This is a genomic window from Acinetobacter sp. PK01 (assembly GCF_022819285.1).
Lineage (GTDB): Bacteria > Pseudomonadota > Gammaproteobacteria > Pseudomonadales > Moraxellaceae > Acinetobacter > Acinetobacter tandoii.
In genome coordinates this window covers 943,222-961,485 of record NZ_CP094643.1, presented here as the reverse complement: position 1 = coordinate 961,485, position 18,264 = coordinate 943,222, and the positions used below count along the sequence as shown (strand labels likewise).

Annotated in this window: 19 protein-coding genes; 10 read left to right on the top strand and 9 right to left on the bottom strand. The window is 41.8% G+C overall.

Translation table 11 applies throughout. The annotated features are described in order from the left end of the window. Window positions 1–4: 4 nt before the first annotated feature. Genes MP622_RS04600 through MP622_RS04565 form a run of 8 tightly spaced genes read right to left on the bottom strand, consistent with a single transcriptional unit; the run spans window position 5 to window position 6,767 of the window. Window positions 5–958, bottom strand: a complete 954-nt coding sequence (locus MP622_RS04600; protein WP_243792741.1) for a PDR/VanB family oxidoreductase — start codon at window positions 956–958, stop codon at window positions 5–7. Between the two features lie 36 nt (window positions 959–994). Then, a complete protein-coding gene (locus MP622_RS04595; RefSeq protein WP_243792740.1) occupies window positions 995–1,732 on the bottom strand; it encodes an SDR family oxidoreductase in 738 nt (245 codons plus the stop codon). 10 nt (window positions 1,733–1,742) lie between these two features. After that, on the bottom strand, window positions 1,743–2,228 hold the full coding sequence (locus MP622_RS04590) for an aromatic-ring-hydroxylating dioxygenase subunit beta (RefSeq protein ID WP_243792739.1): 486 nt from the start codon (window positions 2,226–2,228) through the stop codon (window positions 1,743–1,745). Between the two features lie 10 nt (window positions 2,229–2,238). Further along, window positions 2,239–3,516: an aromatic ring-hydroxylating dioxygenase subunit alpha gene (locus MP622_RS04585; RefSeq protein ID WP_243792738.1), complete on the bottom strand. Its 1,278-nt coding sequence runs from the start codon at window positions 3,514–3,516 to the stop codon at window positions 2,239–2,241. 28 nt (window positions 3,517–3,544) lie between these two features. Further along, window positions 3,545–4,072, bottom strand: coding sequence for a nuclear transport factor 2 family protein (locus tag MP622_RS04580; protein WP_243792736.1), 528 nt, complete (start codon window positions 4,070–4,072; stop codon window positions 3,545–3,547). Between the two features lie 10 nt (window positions 4,073–4,082). Further along, entirely contained in the window at window positions 4,083–4,442 is a 360-nt protein-coding gene (locus tag MP622_RS04575; protein WP_016166452.1) for a hypothetical protein, read from the bottom strand. Window positions 4,443–4,469: 27 nt separating this feature from the next. Further along, window positions 4,470–5,618: an acyl-CoA dehydrogenase family protein gene (locus MP622_RS04570; RefSeq protein WP_243793451.1), complete on the bottom strand. Its 1,149-nt coding sequence runs from the start codon at window positions 5,616–5,618 to the stop codon at window positions 4,470–4,472. A 45-nt stretch (window positions 5,619–5,663) separates the two neighbouring features. Beyond that, on the bottom strand, window positions 5,664–6,767 hold the full coding sequence (locus tag MP622_RS04565) for an amidase (protein ID WP_243792735.1): 1,104 nt from the start codon (window positions 6,765–6,767) through the stop codon (window positions 5,664–5,666). A 147-nt stretch (window positions 6,768–6,914) separates the two neighbouring features. Between MP622_RS04565 and MP622_RS04560 the strand changes: the two genes are divergently transcribed. The 3 genes from MP622_RS04560 to MP622_RS04550 all read left to right on the top strand — a co-directional run bounded on the left by MP622_RS04560 (window position 6,915) and on the right by MP622_RS04550 (window position 10,513). Further along, the gene (locus MP622_RS04560; protein ID WP_016166455.1) at window positions 6,915–7,382 is read left to right on the top strand and encodes a MarR family winged helix-turn-helix transcriptional regulator; all 468 of its coding nucleotides are present in this window, start codon (window positions 6,915–6,917) and stop codon (window positions 7,380–7,382) included. A 394-nt stretch (window positions 7,383–7,776) separates the two neighbouring features. Further along, window positions 7,777–9,129 carry an MFS transporter gene (locus MP622_RS04555; RefSeq protein ID WP_243792734.1) on the top strand — a complete coding sequence of 451 codons (1,353 nt, stop codon included), beginning with the start codon at window positions 7,777–7,779 and terminating at the stop codon, window positions 9,127–9,129. 115 nt (window positions 9,130–9,244) lie between these two features. Continuing rightward, window positions 9,245–10,513 carry an OprD family outer membrane porin gene (locus MP622_RS04550; protein ID WP_243792732.1) on the top strand — a complete coding sequence of 423 codons (1,269 nt, stop codon included), beginning with the start codon at window positions 9,245–9,247 and terminating at the stop codon, window positions 10,511–10,513. 84 nt (window positions 10,514–10,597) lie between these two features. Here the strand turns inward: MP622_RS04550 and MP622_RS04545 are convergent, their stop codons facing one another. Then, window positions 10,598–11,509 carry a LysR family transcriptional regulator gene (locus MP622_RS04545; RefSeq protein ID WP_016166458.1) on the bottom strand — a complete coding sequence of 304 codons (912 nt, stop codon included), beginning with the start codon at window positions 11,507–11,509 and terminating at the stop codon, window positions 10,598–10,600. 100 nt (window positions 11,510–11,609) lie between these two features. On the opposite strand from MP622_RS04545, the gene MP622_RS04540 reads away from it, so the two are divergent. From MP622_RS04540 to pcaD, 7 genes are all read left to right on the top strand, one after another. Continuing rightward, on the top strand, window positions 11,610–12,773 hold the full coding sequence (locus MP622_RS04540) for a muconate/chloromuconate family cycloisomerase (RefSeq protein ID WP_016166459.1): 1,164 nt from the start codon (window positions 11,610–11,612) through the stop codon (window positions 12,771–12,773). Beyond that, window positions 12,733–13,023, top strand: a complete 291-nt coding sequence (catC, locus tag MP622_RS04535) for a muconolactone Delta-isomerase (RefSeq protein ID WP_016166460.1) — start codon at window positions 12,733–12,735, stop codon at window positions 13,021–13,023. The genes MP622_RS04540 and catC overlap by 41 nt, the downstream gene beginning before the upstream one ends. Before the next feature lie 122 nt (window positions 13,024–13,145). Then, complete coding sequence (gene catA / locus MP622_RS04530) at window positions 13,146–14,066, top strand: catechol 1,2-dioxygenase (protein WP_243792731.1); 921 nt, start codon at window positions 13,146–13,148, stop codon at window positions 14,064–14,066. A 159-nt stretch (window positions 14,067–14,225) separates the two neighbouring features. After that, entirely contained in the window at window positions 14,226–14,906 is a 681-nt protein-coding gene (locus MP622_RS04525; protein WP_243792729.1) for a 3-oxoacid CoA-transferase subunit A, read from the top strand. A 13-nt stretch (window positions 14,907–14,919) separates the two neighbouring features. Then, window positions 14,920–15,570 (top strand): 3-oxoacid CoA-transferase subunit B, encoded by a 651-nt coding sequence (locus MP622_RS04520; RefSeq protein ID WP_104441951.1) that lies wholly within the window; start codon window positions 14,920–14,922, stop codon window positions 15,568–15,570. A gap of 454 nt (window positions 15,571–16,024) precedes the next feature. Next, the gene (gene pcaF, locus MP622_RS04515) at window positions 16,025–17,230 is read left to right on the top strand and encodes a 3-oxoadipyl-CoA thiolase (RefSeq protein WP_243792727.1); all 1,206 of its coding nucleotides are present in this window, start codon (window positions 16,025–16,027) and stop codon (window positions 17,228–17,230) included. A gap of 62 nt (window positions 17,231–17,292) precedes the next feature. Continuing rightward, entirely contained in the window at window positions 17,293–18,084 is a 792-nt protein-coding gene (gene pcaD, locus MP622_RS04510) for a 3-oxoadipate enol-lactonase (protein ID WP_243792725.1), read from the top strand. Window positions 18,085–18,264 lie beyond the last annotated feature (180 nt).

Here is an 18,264-nt window from a genome sequence, read left to right as displayed (position 1 = left end):
AGGCTTAAATATCTAAAACTAAACGGGAGGATTTGGAACGAGAGCAGCAGACCAAAATTTGTTCATTACTGGCTTTTTCTTCATCGGTAAAATACACATCACGATGATCGGGTTCACCTTCAATCACATCACACATACAGGTACCACAGACCCCTTGCTCACAAGACATTTCAATGTTGATGCCTTGTTTGGCTAGTGCCTGCAAAATGGTTTCCCCCGCATCCACCAAAATAATTTTCCCACTACGCTCAGCGACCACTTCAAACGCATCCCCAGAAGTATCCGTTTCAACTTGGAAATATTCTTTATGAATCTGAGCTTGGGGAAAGTTATGCGTCGTAGCGAGATTAATTACCCAGTCCATAAAACCCACAGGGCCGCAAGTATAAATATGACTTGCTAAATCAATATGCTGAATCGCAGCTTCAAAAAACTGTCGATGGCTCGCTCCTTCAGATTTAAAGTGGAACGTTGTAAATTGTGCTAGTTCGCCATTTTTAATTTCATTGACAAAGGCACAACGGTCTTCGCTCGCACCGCAATAATGCAGCTCGAAAGATGCACCCTCATGCGCTAATTGATATGCCATGGTGATGAGCGGTGTAATGCCAATGCCTCCACCGATCAACACCGTATGTTTCGCTGGGTACAATGGAAATAAATTTTTGGGTGCACTCACCTGAATGTGCATTCCATCTTTTAAATCATCAAAAGCTGAAATTGAACCACCTCGTGATTCTGCATCTCTTAAAATGCCTAATCTGAACTTGCCAGCCTGATTTGGATTTTGGCAAAGCGAGTATTGACGAACCAGACCATTCGGTAAGTGCACATCAATATGGGCACCTGCTTCAATTTTAGGTAATACTTCGGCATTGGCAGACTCAAATTCCATGACAGCAATATTGCCACCTTCTACATGGTGGTTTTTTACGACAACATCATAAAGTGTAGTCATTTTTGTTTTCTCCTTTTCACTTGCTTGGCATAAGGCTTAGCGCATGAATAAACCACCATTAATATCCCAAGTTGCGCCTGTGACGAACCCAGCATTTGGACTTGCCAATAACGCGCAGGTTTCGGCAATAAACGACATATTGCCTAATGCTTTAACAGGAATATTCTGGATAAATTGTTCCATTTTTTCGTCTGACACTACGCTATGCACAATGGCTGATTCCATTGGCCCAGGAGCAACGGCATTTACTGTCACACCTTTAGCTGCAAATTCTTTAGCAAAGATTTTGGTTAAAGTCACAATGGCACCTTTGCTCGCTGCATAATGTGCGCCTGTTGCCGTACCACCATTTTGCCCTGCCAAAGACGCCATATTAATAATGCGCCCATAGCCTTTTTGCGCCATGTACTGACCAACAATTTGGCAGGACTGGAATGTACCGCGCTGATTAACTTGGGTAATCCAGTCAAAATCAGCAGCCGTAATCTCCAAAACTGGGGTTGCCTTAGTGACCGTCGCGTTATTGATCAACACATCAAGCTTTGCAAATTTTTGTTCGATCCACTGCACCACGGCATGAAAGTCGTCTTCAACTGAAATATCCAGTTTCACTGGAAACATTTGCTCGGGAAACTGACTTTCTACTTTGGCTTTTTCCGCCTTTTCCAAAGTACTGGCAGATAAAATTACCTGATGACCTTGGCTAGCAAAATATTCTGCAATGACATTGCCCAAACCTGAAGCAGCACCTGTCACTAATACAACCTGTTGCATGCCGATGCTCCTATAGAATGTAGCTAATACCTGCCAAGGTATCGGTAGAATTAATTAAATTAATGATTTTACGGTTAATTTTTAAACCTGCGTCGGTATCACGGTTTAAATGGTAAGTCACATCTGCGGTGTAGTGTTTGAGATTCTCTTTACGGAATTCACGCAAGTTTTGCGCACAACGTAAAACAATTTCACCATCTTCATCCTTTATAATACGAATACGTGAAATGCTCCGAACCGTATTTGCCTTGGGTGAAGTTGAAATTGCTTCGCCATTTTCTAAACGCTGAACACGCAATTTACGCATGTGATGATCGTCATAGGCATAGTTCAGGTTGTTTTCATAATCGGTAAGCGTCGGATCAATTGGAATGATATACACTCCTTTTTCATTCCAAAGATTTAACCAAGCATCATGCTCAGAGTGATCCAGCATATCGGCTTCTGCCCAAATAAACGCTGTGACTTCATTGAGTAAATTTAAATCAATTTTCATGTTATTCCCCTTAAGTCATCATCAACTTTTTCCACTGTTGATAGGCAGAGCGCATCCCTGTTTCAGCACTCACATCACTTTTTAAACCATCTTCAGTTTGTACTTCGCCAGCTAAACCACGGTTCAACATAATCCAGAGATTTTCGCCCGCGGCTGCCCCTTTTTGCACACGTTCCCATGCTTCGGCATCATCGGGCGTACCAAAACCAAATGGGCCTTGGAAATGCTCATGCAAACGCAGGCGATATTGATTCGCAATTTGTGGGCCACCATCCATCGTAATCACAGAGTGATGAATTTCTGTTTTATCGACTGAAATCGGCTGCATGACTCGGAAAAATGCCATTGAACAGGCAATGTTCGGAAACAGGTTTAAGTTAAAACCAGAACCGCCCACAGCGCGCACAATACGACGCACTTCCAATTCCGCATGACCTTCATCACGTAAAGCTTGTGCTAAATCTTCAAAACGTTCCTGAATTGGACGTTCCATTAATTCTTCGTCTAAATCGACCAATTCAGGAATCATCACCATCACGCTGTGACCATTGCCTAAGTCTTCGACATAACCGGGTTGATTTTCAAAGTTAAATAATTCTTCTGTTTTTTCATCAACTGAACTTAAGAAAGACTTGTGCACCAACGGAAAATGATAAGCATCAGTGGTGTTTTCAAGCTGGATTTTCCAGTTCCCTGGAAAAGTAAAACGATGTTCGCCTAAAACTTTAATTGGATAACCTGCACCTTGTTTCATGAACAAATCAATCCACTTTTTCGCAGGTCCAAGAAAATGTTCTAAAGGCTCTACATCATGATTGAATGACGCGAAAATCATGCCGTTATATTCTTCAACACGCAGGCTGACCAATGGCAATTCTGATTTATCTAAACATTCACCATAACTTTCTGGGGAAGGAACGCCGCGTAAACTGCCATCAAGTGCATAACTCCAACCGTGGTATGGACAAACAAAGCTATTGGTTTTGCCTTTTTTGTGTTCACAGACTGTCGCAGCACGATGACGACAACGGTTAAGCAATACATGCACTTTTTTCTTGCGGTCACGAACTACGACGACGGGTTGTTTGCCAATGTTGATGGTTTTATAGCTACCGCCTTCTGGGATTTCGCTAGCATGTGCTACCCAAACCCATGTGCTGTAGAAAATCTTCTGCATTTCCTCATCAAAGATACGCTCATCTTTGTATAAAGACGTATGTGCACGATCACTTTGCACCAATGCTTCATAATCCACACCAATATTCAGTGTTGATATAATTCCATTCATTTCAATAATCCTTTGATAAATTGGTAATTTAATTCTGGGTCGGGACAGGTAATTCAGCGTCACTGTGCCAATTTGTCACTGGTCGACTAAAAATATTCTGGGTTTGAAAATGCTTGATTTTCCAACTACCATCCGTCTGTTGTGCAAATTTCACGTTCAGCTTGGCGCTATTTAAATGACTGCGTCCATCGCGAAAAGTGGAGGTTTGCAACATCAGCCAAGTTGCCGTGGCATATTGTTGCTGCACTTCAATTTGCTCCGAACTGACAAAGTGAGCATTCATGACAAAGTGTGATTCTTTTTGGGTATAAGCTTTGAACATGTCGTAAATTGCTTGCCAAGAGTCATAACGCCCAAAAGATTTAGCGTACTTTTCCCCTATACCTTCCCAAATGCACTCCGCATCAAAAAGCCCCATCAGCTCATCTAAATTGGTCTTTGGACTCAGCTCATCACAAATTTCCATATAACGATTGAGACAATTACGGATGGCGTTATGTGCTTCCAACTGTTCTAAACGTGAGAGGATTTTTACCAAATTCACTTTGTCATCCATGTCCTGCACCTTAGCGTTGAATAATCAATTCACGTCCAACACGTGCTTCGACTTTGCAGTATTTCCAAAGTTTGTAAGGACCTTCGCCTACCACCGTGGTTCTGAACAAATTACACGCCGCATGTACAGTTTCAATATCAGGCACATCTGCCAATAAGTAGGTTGTCCATGGCCAGCCTGTACTAGGGCCAACCATGCTTTGGTCATCATCGAGATTGCCAAAAACATGTACGCCCGGCAGGTCATGAATTGCGTTCCACATCTCACCAAATGCAGCCCAAACCGCTTTTGCTTCGGCAGGTTCTGCATCAAAAAAATTCTGATTAATGCCCATACAGAACAACACACGTAAAGTTTTTTTAGCGTCCATTTTGATTTCCTTGTCTCAAGTTTAAACTTATAAATATCCTGGGCTTGGCTTTAAGCCAAAACGAATTGAACCCGCATTTTGTAATGTGGCATCCCCCATAAAGGCATGTTGTGTGACGACATTGGTGTCATTCACAAAACGACTAAATGGATTGTTGGTATAAATGGCGGTCATGCCTGCTAACATTTGCATTTTGCGCGTGACTTTGGCGCAAACCCGAGCAGCATGGGTACAGGCTAAACGCATATCACTAATCTGTTGTGTGGTTGCTACACGCCCTGCAACGACTTCGTGCCAAACGCTATCCATGGTCTGATAGAACCATGCTTTGGCTGCCTGAAATTCTGCATCTGCTTGAGCAAATTCATATTGAGTTACAGGACGATTCGTAATTTCAGCACCACCTGTAATCGATGCTTTTCCCGGTGCTAAAATTTGAAATTCTTCTAAAGCGGCGGCTGCGACACCAATCCCAACAACGGTTAAAACTTGAGTGGCTAGCGAAAGCGAAGGATATTTAAAGAAGGGTTCTGGTAGTTTGGAAGGTTCACCACGTACGAATGTCCAGTGCTTTTCCACTAGTACATCTTCCACAACCAAATCGTGACTACCTGTGCCTTTTAAACCCACTGTGTCCCATGTCATTTCAATTTTGGCTTTATGGGCAGGCATCACTGCCATGCGCGGTAGGCCCTGCATTTCATTATTTTTTAAAGGTGCAATACCAACGCCTATAATGTCTGCACCCATGCAGCCACTAGAAAACTTCCAACGTCCACTGACTCGAACGCCTTCATCGGTAATTTCCGCAGGTTGTGGTGGGAAAATTCCTCCCGCAAAAACCACATCAGGGCCATCTTTATACAGTTCTTCAAGTGTTGCTTCTGGCAGACTGCCTAAATAGGCTGGACTCATCCCAAAACTTGCCACCCAACCTACCGAACCATCCGCCTTAGACAAGGTTTCAATCAGTTCACAAAACTCACGCGGTGAAACGGCATCACCACCAAAGCGTTTTGGCACAAGCGCGCGGTAAACTCCCAATTGCTTGAGTTTTTCAATCATGTCCTGACTAACAAAGGCTTGATTATCAAATTCGCCCGTACAGGCTCTTGCTCGAATTTCTTGACATAAAGCATCTAGATCAACGGCTTTTTCTGATGCTACAAACTCCATTTTAGATAATTCATTCATTATCTAACTCCTTGTAATATATTTGTTTTAGTGCGAAAGATATTTTGCAATCGCGCATAATTTTTCGTCTTGCTGATGCCCAGCAACCAACTGTAGACCTACAGGGAAACCATTTTCGGTCTGTAATGGAATTGAAATGGCAGGATGTCCAGACAAATTAAAAGGACGAACTAAACGGGTTAAATTCAGGAAGGCAACTGTATTTTCAGCATCTTTTACTTTGGGTGGAATTTGTGGCAATGTCGGCAAAACTAAAGCATCATATTGATTTAATAACGTATTTAAAGCTTGGGTGAATTGTAATTTGACCTGTTCTGCCAGTTTCACCTGCTCTAGGCTAGTATCCGCTGCTTTTAATAGACGCTGCTTTACATCAGCACCAATTAAACCTGTTTGAGTTAATTCACCAAAGGCTTGCCAGTTTTCATAATTGATCATCTGCATGCCTGCATCATACGCAGCGTCAAACGAGTCGATGGCTTCATGCGGTAAATCAAGCTGATGCTGTGCAAAGAATTGCTCAATACAACGCCATACTTCATCACTCGCAGCTACATTTAAATAAGCCAACTTGGGCGGCTGTTGCAGTTTTGCAGCAGGCTGAAAACTTGGCTCAATAATCTGCATGGCAACTTCAAGCATTTCGACTGAATTTGCAAAAGGTCCAACACAATCCAAACTGCTTGTTACTGGATGCACTCCTTGACGACTGACACGCCCAAAAGTCGGTTTTAAACCATAAACACCACAGCATGCAGCGGGCATACGAATAGAACCACCCGTATCGGTTCCTAAAGAAAAATCTGCCAGTTTTGCCGCCACTGCCGCAGCCGAACCACTCGAAGATCCACCTGGAATTAATTCAGGATATTTAGGGTTAACAGGTGTTCCAAAAGCATGATTAATTCCCGTAATGCCAAATGCCAATTCATGTAAATTGGTTTTAGCAGTGATTTGACAATTCCCTTTCAAAATATTGTCGACCACTTCCGCATTGTGCTCTGCAGGTGGAATATTTAAATAAGCTTTACTGCCTGCAACCGTTTTAAAGCCTTGAATATCAATCGTATCCTTGATCATGACTTTAAGTTCGCCATGTCCTCGCGAAAGTGATTGTGCAATAATATTCATTCACTTTTCCATGTATTTTTATAACTTAATTCAAATATGGGAAATTTAAATGTAATTGTCAAGTAATTTTTACAAGAGTCATTAAGGCAAGCTGCAAAATTTTGTTTATAATAGCTTTCTCAATTTTTACTAAGTCCTTGCTTAGCCATGCTGAACCATTTAGAACAATTTTTACCTAACAATGAACCAGAAAGTCTTAAAAATTTCCCTTTTTTCTGGATTTCCCAAGTTAATGGAAAATACTCTCAACTTATTGAAAAATCTATTAAAAAATTAGGAATAGACAATACACGTCGTAAAATTATCCTGAGTACCAATGCCTTGGGGGAAGCCAGTATTACTGATATTGCTAATCTTTCTACACTCAAACTCACTACCGCAACCAAAGCGGTGTATCGCTTAGTGGAAGATGGCATTGTTGAAGTTTTTTCTTCCGCGACAGATGAACGTATTTCTATGGTAAAGCTAACAGATAAAGGCTTAAACCTTGTCGAACAGATTAACCAAATCAGTGCCGTTACTTTAGCAGGCATTTTGAATGCCTTTTCTGAAGATGAACTTCATCATCTGAACCTACAACTAAAAAAACTATTTGAATTGATGCCTTCTAGCTAAGTCTTACTTTTTAATTGTATTCAGCAGTTGATGAGTGAAAACTCATCTGCTGCACTCTTCTTTCCTGCAAACTCCTATCTAAAATTATAAGAATAAATCTTTGATCTAAAATTATTTTTTAGCTTAGTCATGTAAATAAAATACCCATAGGGTATTTTTAAATACTCAAAAAGTAATGGAATTTTACATATAAAAAGAAAATAATCCTTCAATGATCAACATCTCAATCGCTGAATGGCTGACTGAATTTTAATTATTTTACCTAAAAATATGATTGATCAAATACAAAAGTTAAGCCTCTGAATCTAATCCGCACTAAATCCATTCGTTTAGCGCAAGCAAACCTTATTCAGAAATTTCAAACCGAGCAAGCTAAATACAAAAGGACAAATCAATGGATCATGTAGATGTCTACGTAGAAAAAGCGGAGCATAAAAAAACCCATCTGTATTCATGGTATGTGGTCATACTCTGTATGCTGGCCTATATCTTCTCTTTTATTGACAGACAAATCTTAGCGCTCATGATTGAGCCAATTAAAGCCGATTTACATTTAACCGATACTCAATTTAGTTTATTACATGGCCTCGCCTTTTCCTTGTTTTATGCCTTTATGGGATTACCTTTAGCCTATATTGCTGACCGTTTTTCTCGCCCTAAACTCATCTCTATTGGCATTATTATCTGGAGTCTTGCAACAGCAGCCTGTGGCATGAGTAAAAACTTCATTCAATTATTTTTATGCCGTATGGGTGTTGGGATTGGTGAAGCAGCGTTGTCTCCAGCAGCTTACTCCATGTTTAGTGACATGTTTAGCAAGGACAAATTAGGACGTGCTGTAGGAATTTACTCTATTGGCGCATTCTTAGGCGGTGGTATCGCATTTCTCGTGGGTGGGTATGTCATTAAACTACTTAAAGGTGCAACTTTAATTCATGTTCCCTTATTAGGCGCTATGAAGGCTTGGCAAGTTGCCTTTCTGGTGGTGGGTTTACCCGGTATTTTCATTGGTTTACTGTTCATTTTGACCGTACGAGACCCTGAACGTAAAGGTCAGCGATTGAATACCTATGGTCATGTCGAAAAAGGTGAATTTAAGCAATGTTTACAATTTATCCGTAAACATGGCAAAACCATTACTTGTCATTATTTAGGTTTCACCTTTTATGCTATGGCTTTATATAGCCTAACCAGTTGGACTCCCGCTTTTTACATTCGCAACTTTTCGCTTTCACCGACTGAAACTGGCTATATGCTCGGTTCCATTATGTTAATTGCCAATACCTTAGGTGTTTTTTGTGCAGGCTGGCTGAATGACTGGCTCATTAAGAAAGGCAGACAAAATGCACCGATGCTCACAGGTGTGATTGGTATTATTGGTTTAACTCTCCCGATCTCTCTTTTCACCCAAGTCCAAAATCTACAAATTTCGGTAGCGTTACTTGTTCCTGCCATGTTTTTTGCCTCCTTCCCTTTGGTAATTTCTGCAACTGCTTTACAAATGTTGGCTCCCAATCAATTTCGTGCTCGTCTGTCTGCCATTTTCTTATTGGTCAGTAACCTGATTGGTTTGGGTATTGGCACCACTTTAGTGGCAATTTTGACGGATAAATACTTTGGCAACCCAATCATGGTGGGATCTTCATTGTCAATTATTGGTGGCGCATCGTGTGTGTTTGCTTTCATTCTCTTGCTTAAAGGCTGCAAATTTTTCAACGACAGTATGCAACGCGAAAAATTACATTAATTCCCATTTTAATCTCTGCATTCTGATGTCTGTCCCAAAGCAATGTTTTGGGAAGGCACTTCAGAATATTTAAAAAGTTAATGCCCGATATAAGCATTCACCTCTTGGAAATAATATGCAACGCTCAACGCATTTCAAACAACAAAAACTCGCCCTAGCCACCCTGCTGATATTCAATGGATTTGCAATAACAGCTATTCACGCAGCTGAATCTACAGCAGCACCAACAGATGAATGGAAATTCACGCTCAGAAATGCCTATATTGATCGTGATTTTGATAATGCTAGTGTCAAAGATACGGGCAGTTGGTCACAGGCAGCCTCTTTATTCTATAAATCTAAAATGCTAGATACCCCCTTAAATATTGCCGATCAACCCATCACAATTGGTGCTGATGCTTCTGTGCAATATGCTGTGCGTCTAAGTTCGGATAAGCATGTTTCCGATTCCATTCTTCCTTTTGATAAAGCCAACCAGTCACAAGCCTCTGATTTTTTAAAATATGGCGCAACTTTAAAACTTGGTTATGGTAATTCCTTATTAAGAAGGGGTGAACTCTGGTTGGATCTGCCTGTGACTTCAGTGGATACCAGTCGCCAGTTGTTAACCTCTTATTGGGGAACCAATCTTCGCTCGCAAATTACCGATCAATTTCAGACTGAAATTGGTCGCATCGAAAAAGTCTCGCCACGTAATGAAGAAGAGTTTCGTAAATTTTCCTATACCTCTAAAGGGGTCACACACTATTCAGATGGGTTGAACTATATTGACCTGCGTTATCAAATTACCCCAACGTTAAAGGGTGAATATTATTTTGGCAATCTGGAAGATTTATATAATACGCACTATGCAAGTTTAGATCACACATGGAAACAAGCGAATTTTTCGCTTAATTCAAAACTGAAATATTTTAATTCTAAAGACCATGAGGATAGGTTCACTATTGATGCGCAAAACATTGGTCTGATGGAAACATTGAAAGTGAGTAATCATTCTTTTGGCTTGGGCTATCAGCAAATTATTGGCGATTCTGCCTATCCATTATTAGATGGTTATCTACCTGAAACCTATTTTATTAACTGGAACGTCACAGGCTTTGCCAAACAAGATGAAAAATCTTATCACTTCATTTATAGCTATGATTTTAAGGACTTTGTACCAGGGCTCAGCACTGCGGTGAAATGGGTTTATGGTCATGATTTCAAATCATCCACAGGGGAAGATAATCAAGAAACCGAAGCCAATTATGTCCTCAATTACGCTTTTCAACAGCCTTATCTCAAAGGGCTCGGCTTTCAATATATTCACATTAATTATAATGTGAAATATGGCAATGACTTTACTGAAGACCGTATTTTTATGAATTATATGAAGAAGTTTTAAAGTTATTGCTTTCAGTCCAGATGCCTCATCCCGTATGAGGCATCTTTTGGCTTGTAGAATTTTTCAATGAAATCTGACATCTGATCAATTTAAGTTAGTAGAAATATTCTCAGTCCGATAAATTTCTTCAATACATTCTAAAATTTTGGGAATATACGCACTTTGATCCATGTTGCGCATCGACAACGAGACTGGACTATACGCTTCTAAATCTAAAATATCCAAATATTCCACATTCTTCATGCCAATATCGCACGCACTTTCTGGAATTAAGCAAATACCCTCGCCTGAGGCCACCAAACCCAAAGCCATGTGAATTTCACGCACTTCCGTCCACTTGGTCGGAATTAAACCTAACTGGGTAAACATCGCTTGTATGGTGGTTGAAAAATTCGGTTTCGGCGTATTGGGATAGGAAAAAATAGTTTCATTCACAATTTGCGATAAATACACGCCTTTTTCCTGATAGGCATTTAAAGGATGCTTTTTATAAATTGCCAGTTTTAATCTTTCTTTGCGTAGCAACAGTCTTTTAACGGCAGGATCACTGATTGGCAAACGACCAAAACCAATGTCAATTTTACCGAGTTTTAATGCCTCGACCTGATCTTTGGTACTACATTCAATCAACTCGACTTGAATCTCTGGATTTTTTTGGCGAAACAAATAAATAATCTGTGGCAATAACCCATATAACAAAGAACTCACATAGCCAATTTTTACACTGGTATTGACTGAGTTAATTTTCTTGATCATGGTCGTGGCTTGCGCCGCATGCGTTAAAATCTGCACCGCATGCTGATAAAAATATAAACCTGCTTCCGTCGCTTTTAAAGGTCGAGAACCTTTTTCAAAAAGATCAATCCCTAACTCTTCTTCTAATTTTTTAATTTGGCGAGTCAATGGTGGTTGAGCAATAAACAGCTTTTCCGCAGCTTTAGTAATACTTTGCTCTTCAACTACGGTCACAAAATATCGTAAATGTCTTAATTCCATCAACATACCTTTTTAGTATTTTAAAATACCACTTCATATCTATTTTAGGTGATTACATTCTTCTATGGTATACAAACAAGTTCGAAACAGTTGAAACTTCATGTATAAAAGCATAGAAACCATACTCGTGGATATCCCTACAATCCGCCCGCATCAACTGTCTGTGACAACGATGCGTATTCAAACATTGGTACTGGTAAAAATAACAACTACGGATGGTTTTGTCGGTTGGGGCGAAGCTACCACCATTGGTGGGCTGAATTATGGCGAAGAAAGCCCTGAAAGTGTTAAAGCCAATATTGATACTTACTTTGCACCATTACTGACTTCAGTTAAAGCATTAAATGTTGCACAAACCTTAAAACTAATCCGCAAAAATATTAATGGCAATAGATTTGCCAAGTGTGCCATTCAAACTGCGCTGCTGGATATTCAAGCTAAACGTTTAGGTTTACCTATTAGCGAATTACTGGGTGGACGTTTACGCGAAAGTTTACCTGTGCTGTGGACACTGGCTTCGGGTGATACTGAAAAAGATATTGCCGAAGCAAAACAAATGATTGAGCTGAAACGTCATAACACGTTCAAACTCAAAATTGGTGCACGTCCTTTACAGCAAGATGTTGACCATGTGATTGCAATTAAAAAAGCCTTGGGTGCAGACATCAGTGTTCGTGTAGACGTCAACCGTGCTTGGTCAGAACTGGAATGTATTCGTGGTATTCAGCAACTTCAAGATGGTGGTATCGACCTCATTGAACAACCGTGTGCTATTCAAAATACGGATGCTTTAGCACGTTTAACTCAACGTTTTGACGTTGCCATTATGGCAGACGAAGCCCTTACAGGCCCTGACAGTGCTTACCGCATTGCCAAAAGTCATGGCGCAGATGTATTTGCAGTCAAGATTGAACAATCAGGTGGTCTGCTCGAAGCCTGCGAAGTTGCCAAGATTGCATGTCTGGCAGGTATCGATTTGTACGGTGGCACCATGCTGGAAGGCCCTATTGGCAGTATTGCTTCTGCACATGCCTTCTCGACCTTTGAATCTTTAGCTTTTGGTACAGAATTATTTGGCCCACTACTTTTAACCGAAGAAATTTTAAAAACACCGCTTCGTTATGAAAATTTTGAACTTCATCTGCCTACAGGTGCAGGTTTAGGCATCGAAATTGACGAAGACAAAATTGAACAATTACGCCGTAAGAATAAGGAAGCTGTAAATGTTATTTCACGTACGCATGGATGTGCATATTCCGCTTGATATGCCCGTTGAAAAAGTCAATGAAATAAAAGCCATTGAAAAGGCATATTCTCAGGAATTACAACGTTCTGGAAAATGGCGACATATCTGGCGTATTACAGGCCAGTACTCCAACATTAGTATTTTTGATGTTGCGAGTAATGAAGAGTTGCATAACATTTTACAAGGTTTACCACTCTATCCATTTATGAATATTGAAGTCATGCCTTTAAATCGGCATCCATCTTCCATCCGTGAGGATGATTCATAGAGTCTGAATCACCATTAACCTGTATTTTAAACATAACAAGGACTGTGGCATTAGAACCAACTAGCTAAATCAATAGCCAATAATAATGCCATCCATAATCTACATACTTCAGGAGTTATAGTATGAACCGTCAACAAATTGATGCACTTGTAAAAAAAATGAATGTCGATACCGCACAAGGACCTGTCGATGAACGCATTCAACAAATTATTGTTCGCTTACTTGGCGATCTGTTCCAAGCCATTGAAGATTTAGATATCCAACCTTCTGAGGTATGGAAAGGCTTGGAATATTTTACCGATGCTGGTCAAGCCAATGAATTGGGCTTATTGGCTGCTGGTTTAGGTTTAGAACATTATCTAGATTTGCGTGCTGACGAAGCGGATGCCAAAGCAGGCATCACTGGTGGTACACCACGTACCATTGAGGGTCCTTTATATGTGGCTGGTGCACCTGAAACAGTTGGTTTTGCACGTATGGATGATGGCAGCGAATCGGACAAAATTGATACCTTACTTATTGAAGGTATTGTCCGTGATGCAGACGGTCAAATCATTGAAAATGCCAAAGTTGAAGTTTGGCATGCGAACAGCTTAGGAAACTACTCATTCTTTGATAAGTCTCAGTCTGAGTTTAACTTACGTCGTACTATTTTAACCGATGCACAGGGTCAATATGTGGCTTTAACCACTATGCCTGTAGGTTATGGCTGCCCTCCTGAAGGCACGACTCAAGCCGTACTGAATAAGTTAGGTCGTCATGGTAACCGTCCGTCACATGTGCATTATTTTGTCTCTGCGCCAGGTTTCCGTAAGCTCACTACACAATTCAACATTGAAGGTGACAAATACCTTTGGGATGACTTTGCTTTTGCAACTCGTGATGGCTTAGTGGCTACAGCAGTTGATGTGACTGACCCTGCTGAAATCCAGCGTCGTGGTCTAGACAAACCTTTTAAGCACATTACCTTCAATATTGAGTTAGTTAAAGAAGCTGCTTCTGCTCCTTCGACTGAAGTTGATCGTCGTCGTGCAGTAGCATAACGCTTTAATCGTTAAACTATGAATGAGCGAAGGCATCTCTTAGCTCATTCAATTCAGTTTCCAATTCACATTGCAACTTTTTAATTTCCTACTCCCCTTTTCGACATTTGATATTTGCACGAAAGAAGCAGATCCAAAATCAATGTATGGGTGCTTTACATGATCAATAAATCCTCGACTTCAATTCATGAAGTTTTATCCCAGATACAAGACGGCTCAACCATCATGATTGGTGGTTTTGGAACAGCAGGACAACCCGCTGAACTCATTGACGGGCTGATCAAACTTGGACGTAAAGACCTCACCATCGTCAGCAACAACGCAGGCAATGGCGATTATGGTCTGGCGAAACTGTTGAAAGCCGGTGCAGTGAAAAAAGTCATCTGCTCATTCCCGCGTCAGTCCGACTCTTGGGTTTTCGATGAACTCTATCGTGCAGGCAAAATCGAATTGGAATTAGTACCACAAGGTAACCTCGCTTGCCGTATTCAAGCCGCAGGCATGGGACTCGGTGCAGTCTTTACCCCTACAGGCTTTGGTACTTTATTGGCCGAAGGTAAAGAAACTCGTCACATCGACGGTAAAGATTATGTACTCGAATACCCAATCAAAGCTGACTTCGCTTTGATTAAAGCCCAACAAGGCGACCGTTGGGGCAATCTGGTCTACCGTAAATCGGCACGTAACTTTGGCCCAATCATGGCCATGGCAGCCAATGTGACCATTGCCCAAGTGTCTGAAGTGGTGGAACTCGGGACGCTTGATCCAGAACACATCATCACCCCAGGCATCTTCGTTCAACATGTGGTGCAGGTTCAGCCTGAACCTGTGGCTGTGTAATCGGGAGAACATCATGAGCTATCAAAAACTCAACCGCAACCAGATTGCTGAACGTGTGGCCCAAGATATTCCGGATGGGGCTTATGTCAATTTAGGCATTGGCTTACCCACCAAGATTGCCAGCTACTTACCGAATGACAAAGAGATCTTCCTGCATTCTGAAAATGGTTTATTGGCTTTTGGTCCACCACCTGCCGCAGGTGAAGAAGATCCTGAGCTGATCAATGCGGGTAAAGAATATGTGACCATGTTACAAGGCGGCGCCTTTTTCCATCATGGGGATTCGTTTGCCATGATGCGTGGTGGGCATTTGGATATTGCAGTCCTTGGTGCCTTTCAAGTCGCAGCCAATGGTGACTTGGCCAACTGGCATACTGGTGCATCCGATGCAATTCCATCGGTAGGTGGAGCGATGGATTTGGCCGTCGGCGCTAAAAAAGTGTTTATCACCACCGATCATGTCACCAAGAACGGTGAACCAAAAATTGTGGCTGAGCTGACTTACCCCGCCACAGGACAAAAGTGTGTTGACCGTATTTATACCGACCTGTGTGTGATTGATGTCACTGCGGAAGGGTTAAAAGTGATTGAGAAAGTCGACGGTCTAAGCTTTGCAGAATTGCAGGCCATGACGGGTGCTCCGTTGGTGGATGCGACACATTAACTGATTAGTTTGAAAATTTAATTGTTTGAATAAGGTCATTGCCTCGAATACTGGTTCAAACAAAAACGTTTCGTGTAGGCGATACCCTTACTTTTCAGAGATGAAAAGTAACAAAAATCTTTGTTGGGCTGATGGTATATCCATATACCACAGTCCAACGGGCGGCATCCATGCCGCCATCGAGAAATACTGAATGGAACACTTTGAATACGGTTCTTGCTTATTAAGATTTGGATTTTCCCCGTAATTCACTATCGTGACAGGCGACATGGATGTCGCTAAGTTGAACAGGGAGGCAAGGAAGCCTCCTCTGTTCAACAAAGGTTTTTGGTCACTTTTTTAAAAAAGTGACAAGAACGAGCTACTGGCATTTAGCTGAACATGGTAAGACTCCATCGTGACTAGATACAGTTTATCTATCAGCAGAGTCCCGTTTCAAAGGACAAGATTAAACATGAAAGACGCTTATATTATCGATGCCATCCGTACCCCATTCGGCCGTTATGCCGGTGGACTCGCACCAGTCCGTGCAGATGACTTGGGTGCTGTGCCGATTCAGGCCTTAATGCAACGTAATCCAAACGTGGACTGGAAACAAGTTGATGATGTGATTTACGGCTGTGCCAACCAAGCGGGTGAAGACAACCGTAATGTGGGGCGTATGTCAGCACTACTTGCAGGTTTACCTGTCGAAGTTCCAGCAACGACGATTAACCGTTTATGTGGTTCATCTTTAGATGCGATTGCGATTGCAGCCCGTGCCATTAAAGCGGGTGAAGCAAACCTGATCATTGCGGGTGGTGTGGAAAGCATGTCGCGTGCTCCGTTTGTGATGGGTAAATCAGAAACGGCTTATGGTCGTAGCCAGAAGATTGAAGACACCACCATGGGATGGCGTTTTATCAATCCGAAGCTGAAAGCCATGTATGGTGTAGAGACCATGCCACAGACTGCAGAGAATGTGGCACAACAATTTAAGATTGATCGTGCAGATCAAGACCAGTTTGCCTTGACGAGTCAACAGCGCACAGCAACCGCGCAAGCTCAAGGCTTTTTTAAACATGAGATCGTCCCTGTAAGTATTCCTCAGCGTAAGGGTGATCCGATTGTGGTGGATACCGATGAACATCCTCGTGCATCGACCACATTAGCAGGTTTGGCGAAACTGAAGCCAGTCGTCACAGCAGAAGGCACCGTCACAGCGGGAAACGCGTCAGGCATCAATGACGGTGCGGCTGCTGTACTGATTGCTTCGGAACAAGCCGTCGAGCAATACCAACTTAAACCACGTGCCAAGATTATTGCATCTACGGCTGTGGGGGTTGAACCGCGCATTATGGGCTTTGCTCCAGCACCAGCGATTAAGAAATTGCTGAAACAAGCTAATCTCAGCATCGAGCAGATGGATGTGATTGAGCTGAATGAAGCCTTTGCGGCACAGGCACTGGCGGTTACCCGTGATTTAGGTCTGGCAGACGATACGACACAAGTGAATCCAAATGGTGGTGCGATTGCGATTGGTCATCCGTTGGGTGCTTCAGGTGCACGTTTAGTCACCACAGCCTTAAACCAATTAGAACAAACGGGTGGTACTTATGCCTTATGTTCGATGTGTATTGGTGTCGGTCAAGGCATTGCAATGATTATTCAGCGCGTTTAACAAATCATAACTATTTAAGATATTTCCCCTCCCTTTTTTAAAGGGAGGTCGGGAGGGATTTTATGCCAACATTTATTTCAAATGATGCAACCATCAATTACGCAACTTTTGGTGATGCCACCAATCCTGCTTTGGTATTTTCCAATTCTTTGGGGACCAATTATGGCATGTGGCAACAGCAGTTTAATGCTTTAAAAGAGCAGTTCTTTGTGGTGTGTTATGACACGCGTGGTCATGGTGCTTCGTCTACCCCGCAAGGTCCTTATAGCCTGCAACAATTGGGTGAAGATGTGATTCATTTGCTGGATCATTTAAAGATTTCAAAAGCTGCATTTTGTGGGATTTCTATGGGGGGCTTAACCGGTCAATGGTTGGCTATTCATTATCCTGAGCGTTTTAGCCATGTGGTGGTGTGTAATACGGCGGCTAAAATTGGTCAGGAGCAGGCTTGGCTGGATCGGGCGGCTTTGGTCAGATCTCAAGGTTTACAATCTATCGCGGACAGTGCAGCTTCGCGATGGTTTACAGTTCCCTTTATCCAAAGCAACGCGGCAACGGTTGCAACGCTTTCAAACGACTTAGGCGCTGGCAGCCCAGAAGGTTATGCGAGTTGTTGTGAAGCTTTGGCTAAAGCGGATGTTCGGGAGCAATTAAAGACAATTACGGTGCCCGTATTGATTGTTGCAGGACGGCAAGATCCTGTGACAACGGTGGCGGATGCTGAGTTTATGCAGAGTCAAATTCCCAAGAGTCAGTTGGTCGAAATTGATGCATCGCATATTTCTAATGTGGAACAGCCAACGGCGTTTAATCAGAATCTTATGAATTTCCTACAAATGAATGTATGTCTCTAAGCATATATTCATTTAAATACATCATATTTCAATAAGATCAGCAGAATCCAAGTGATCATAAAATTGACCAGATCACTTGGATTTGCTATAAAATTGTATAGATCTTAAGGACTAAGATCTGAATAAGAAAACCAAGCGCATGGAATGGAATCTTCAAGTATATGCCTGTTATTAAACACT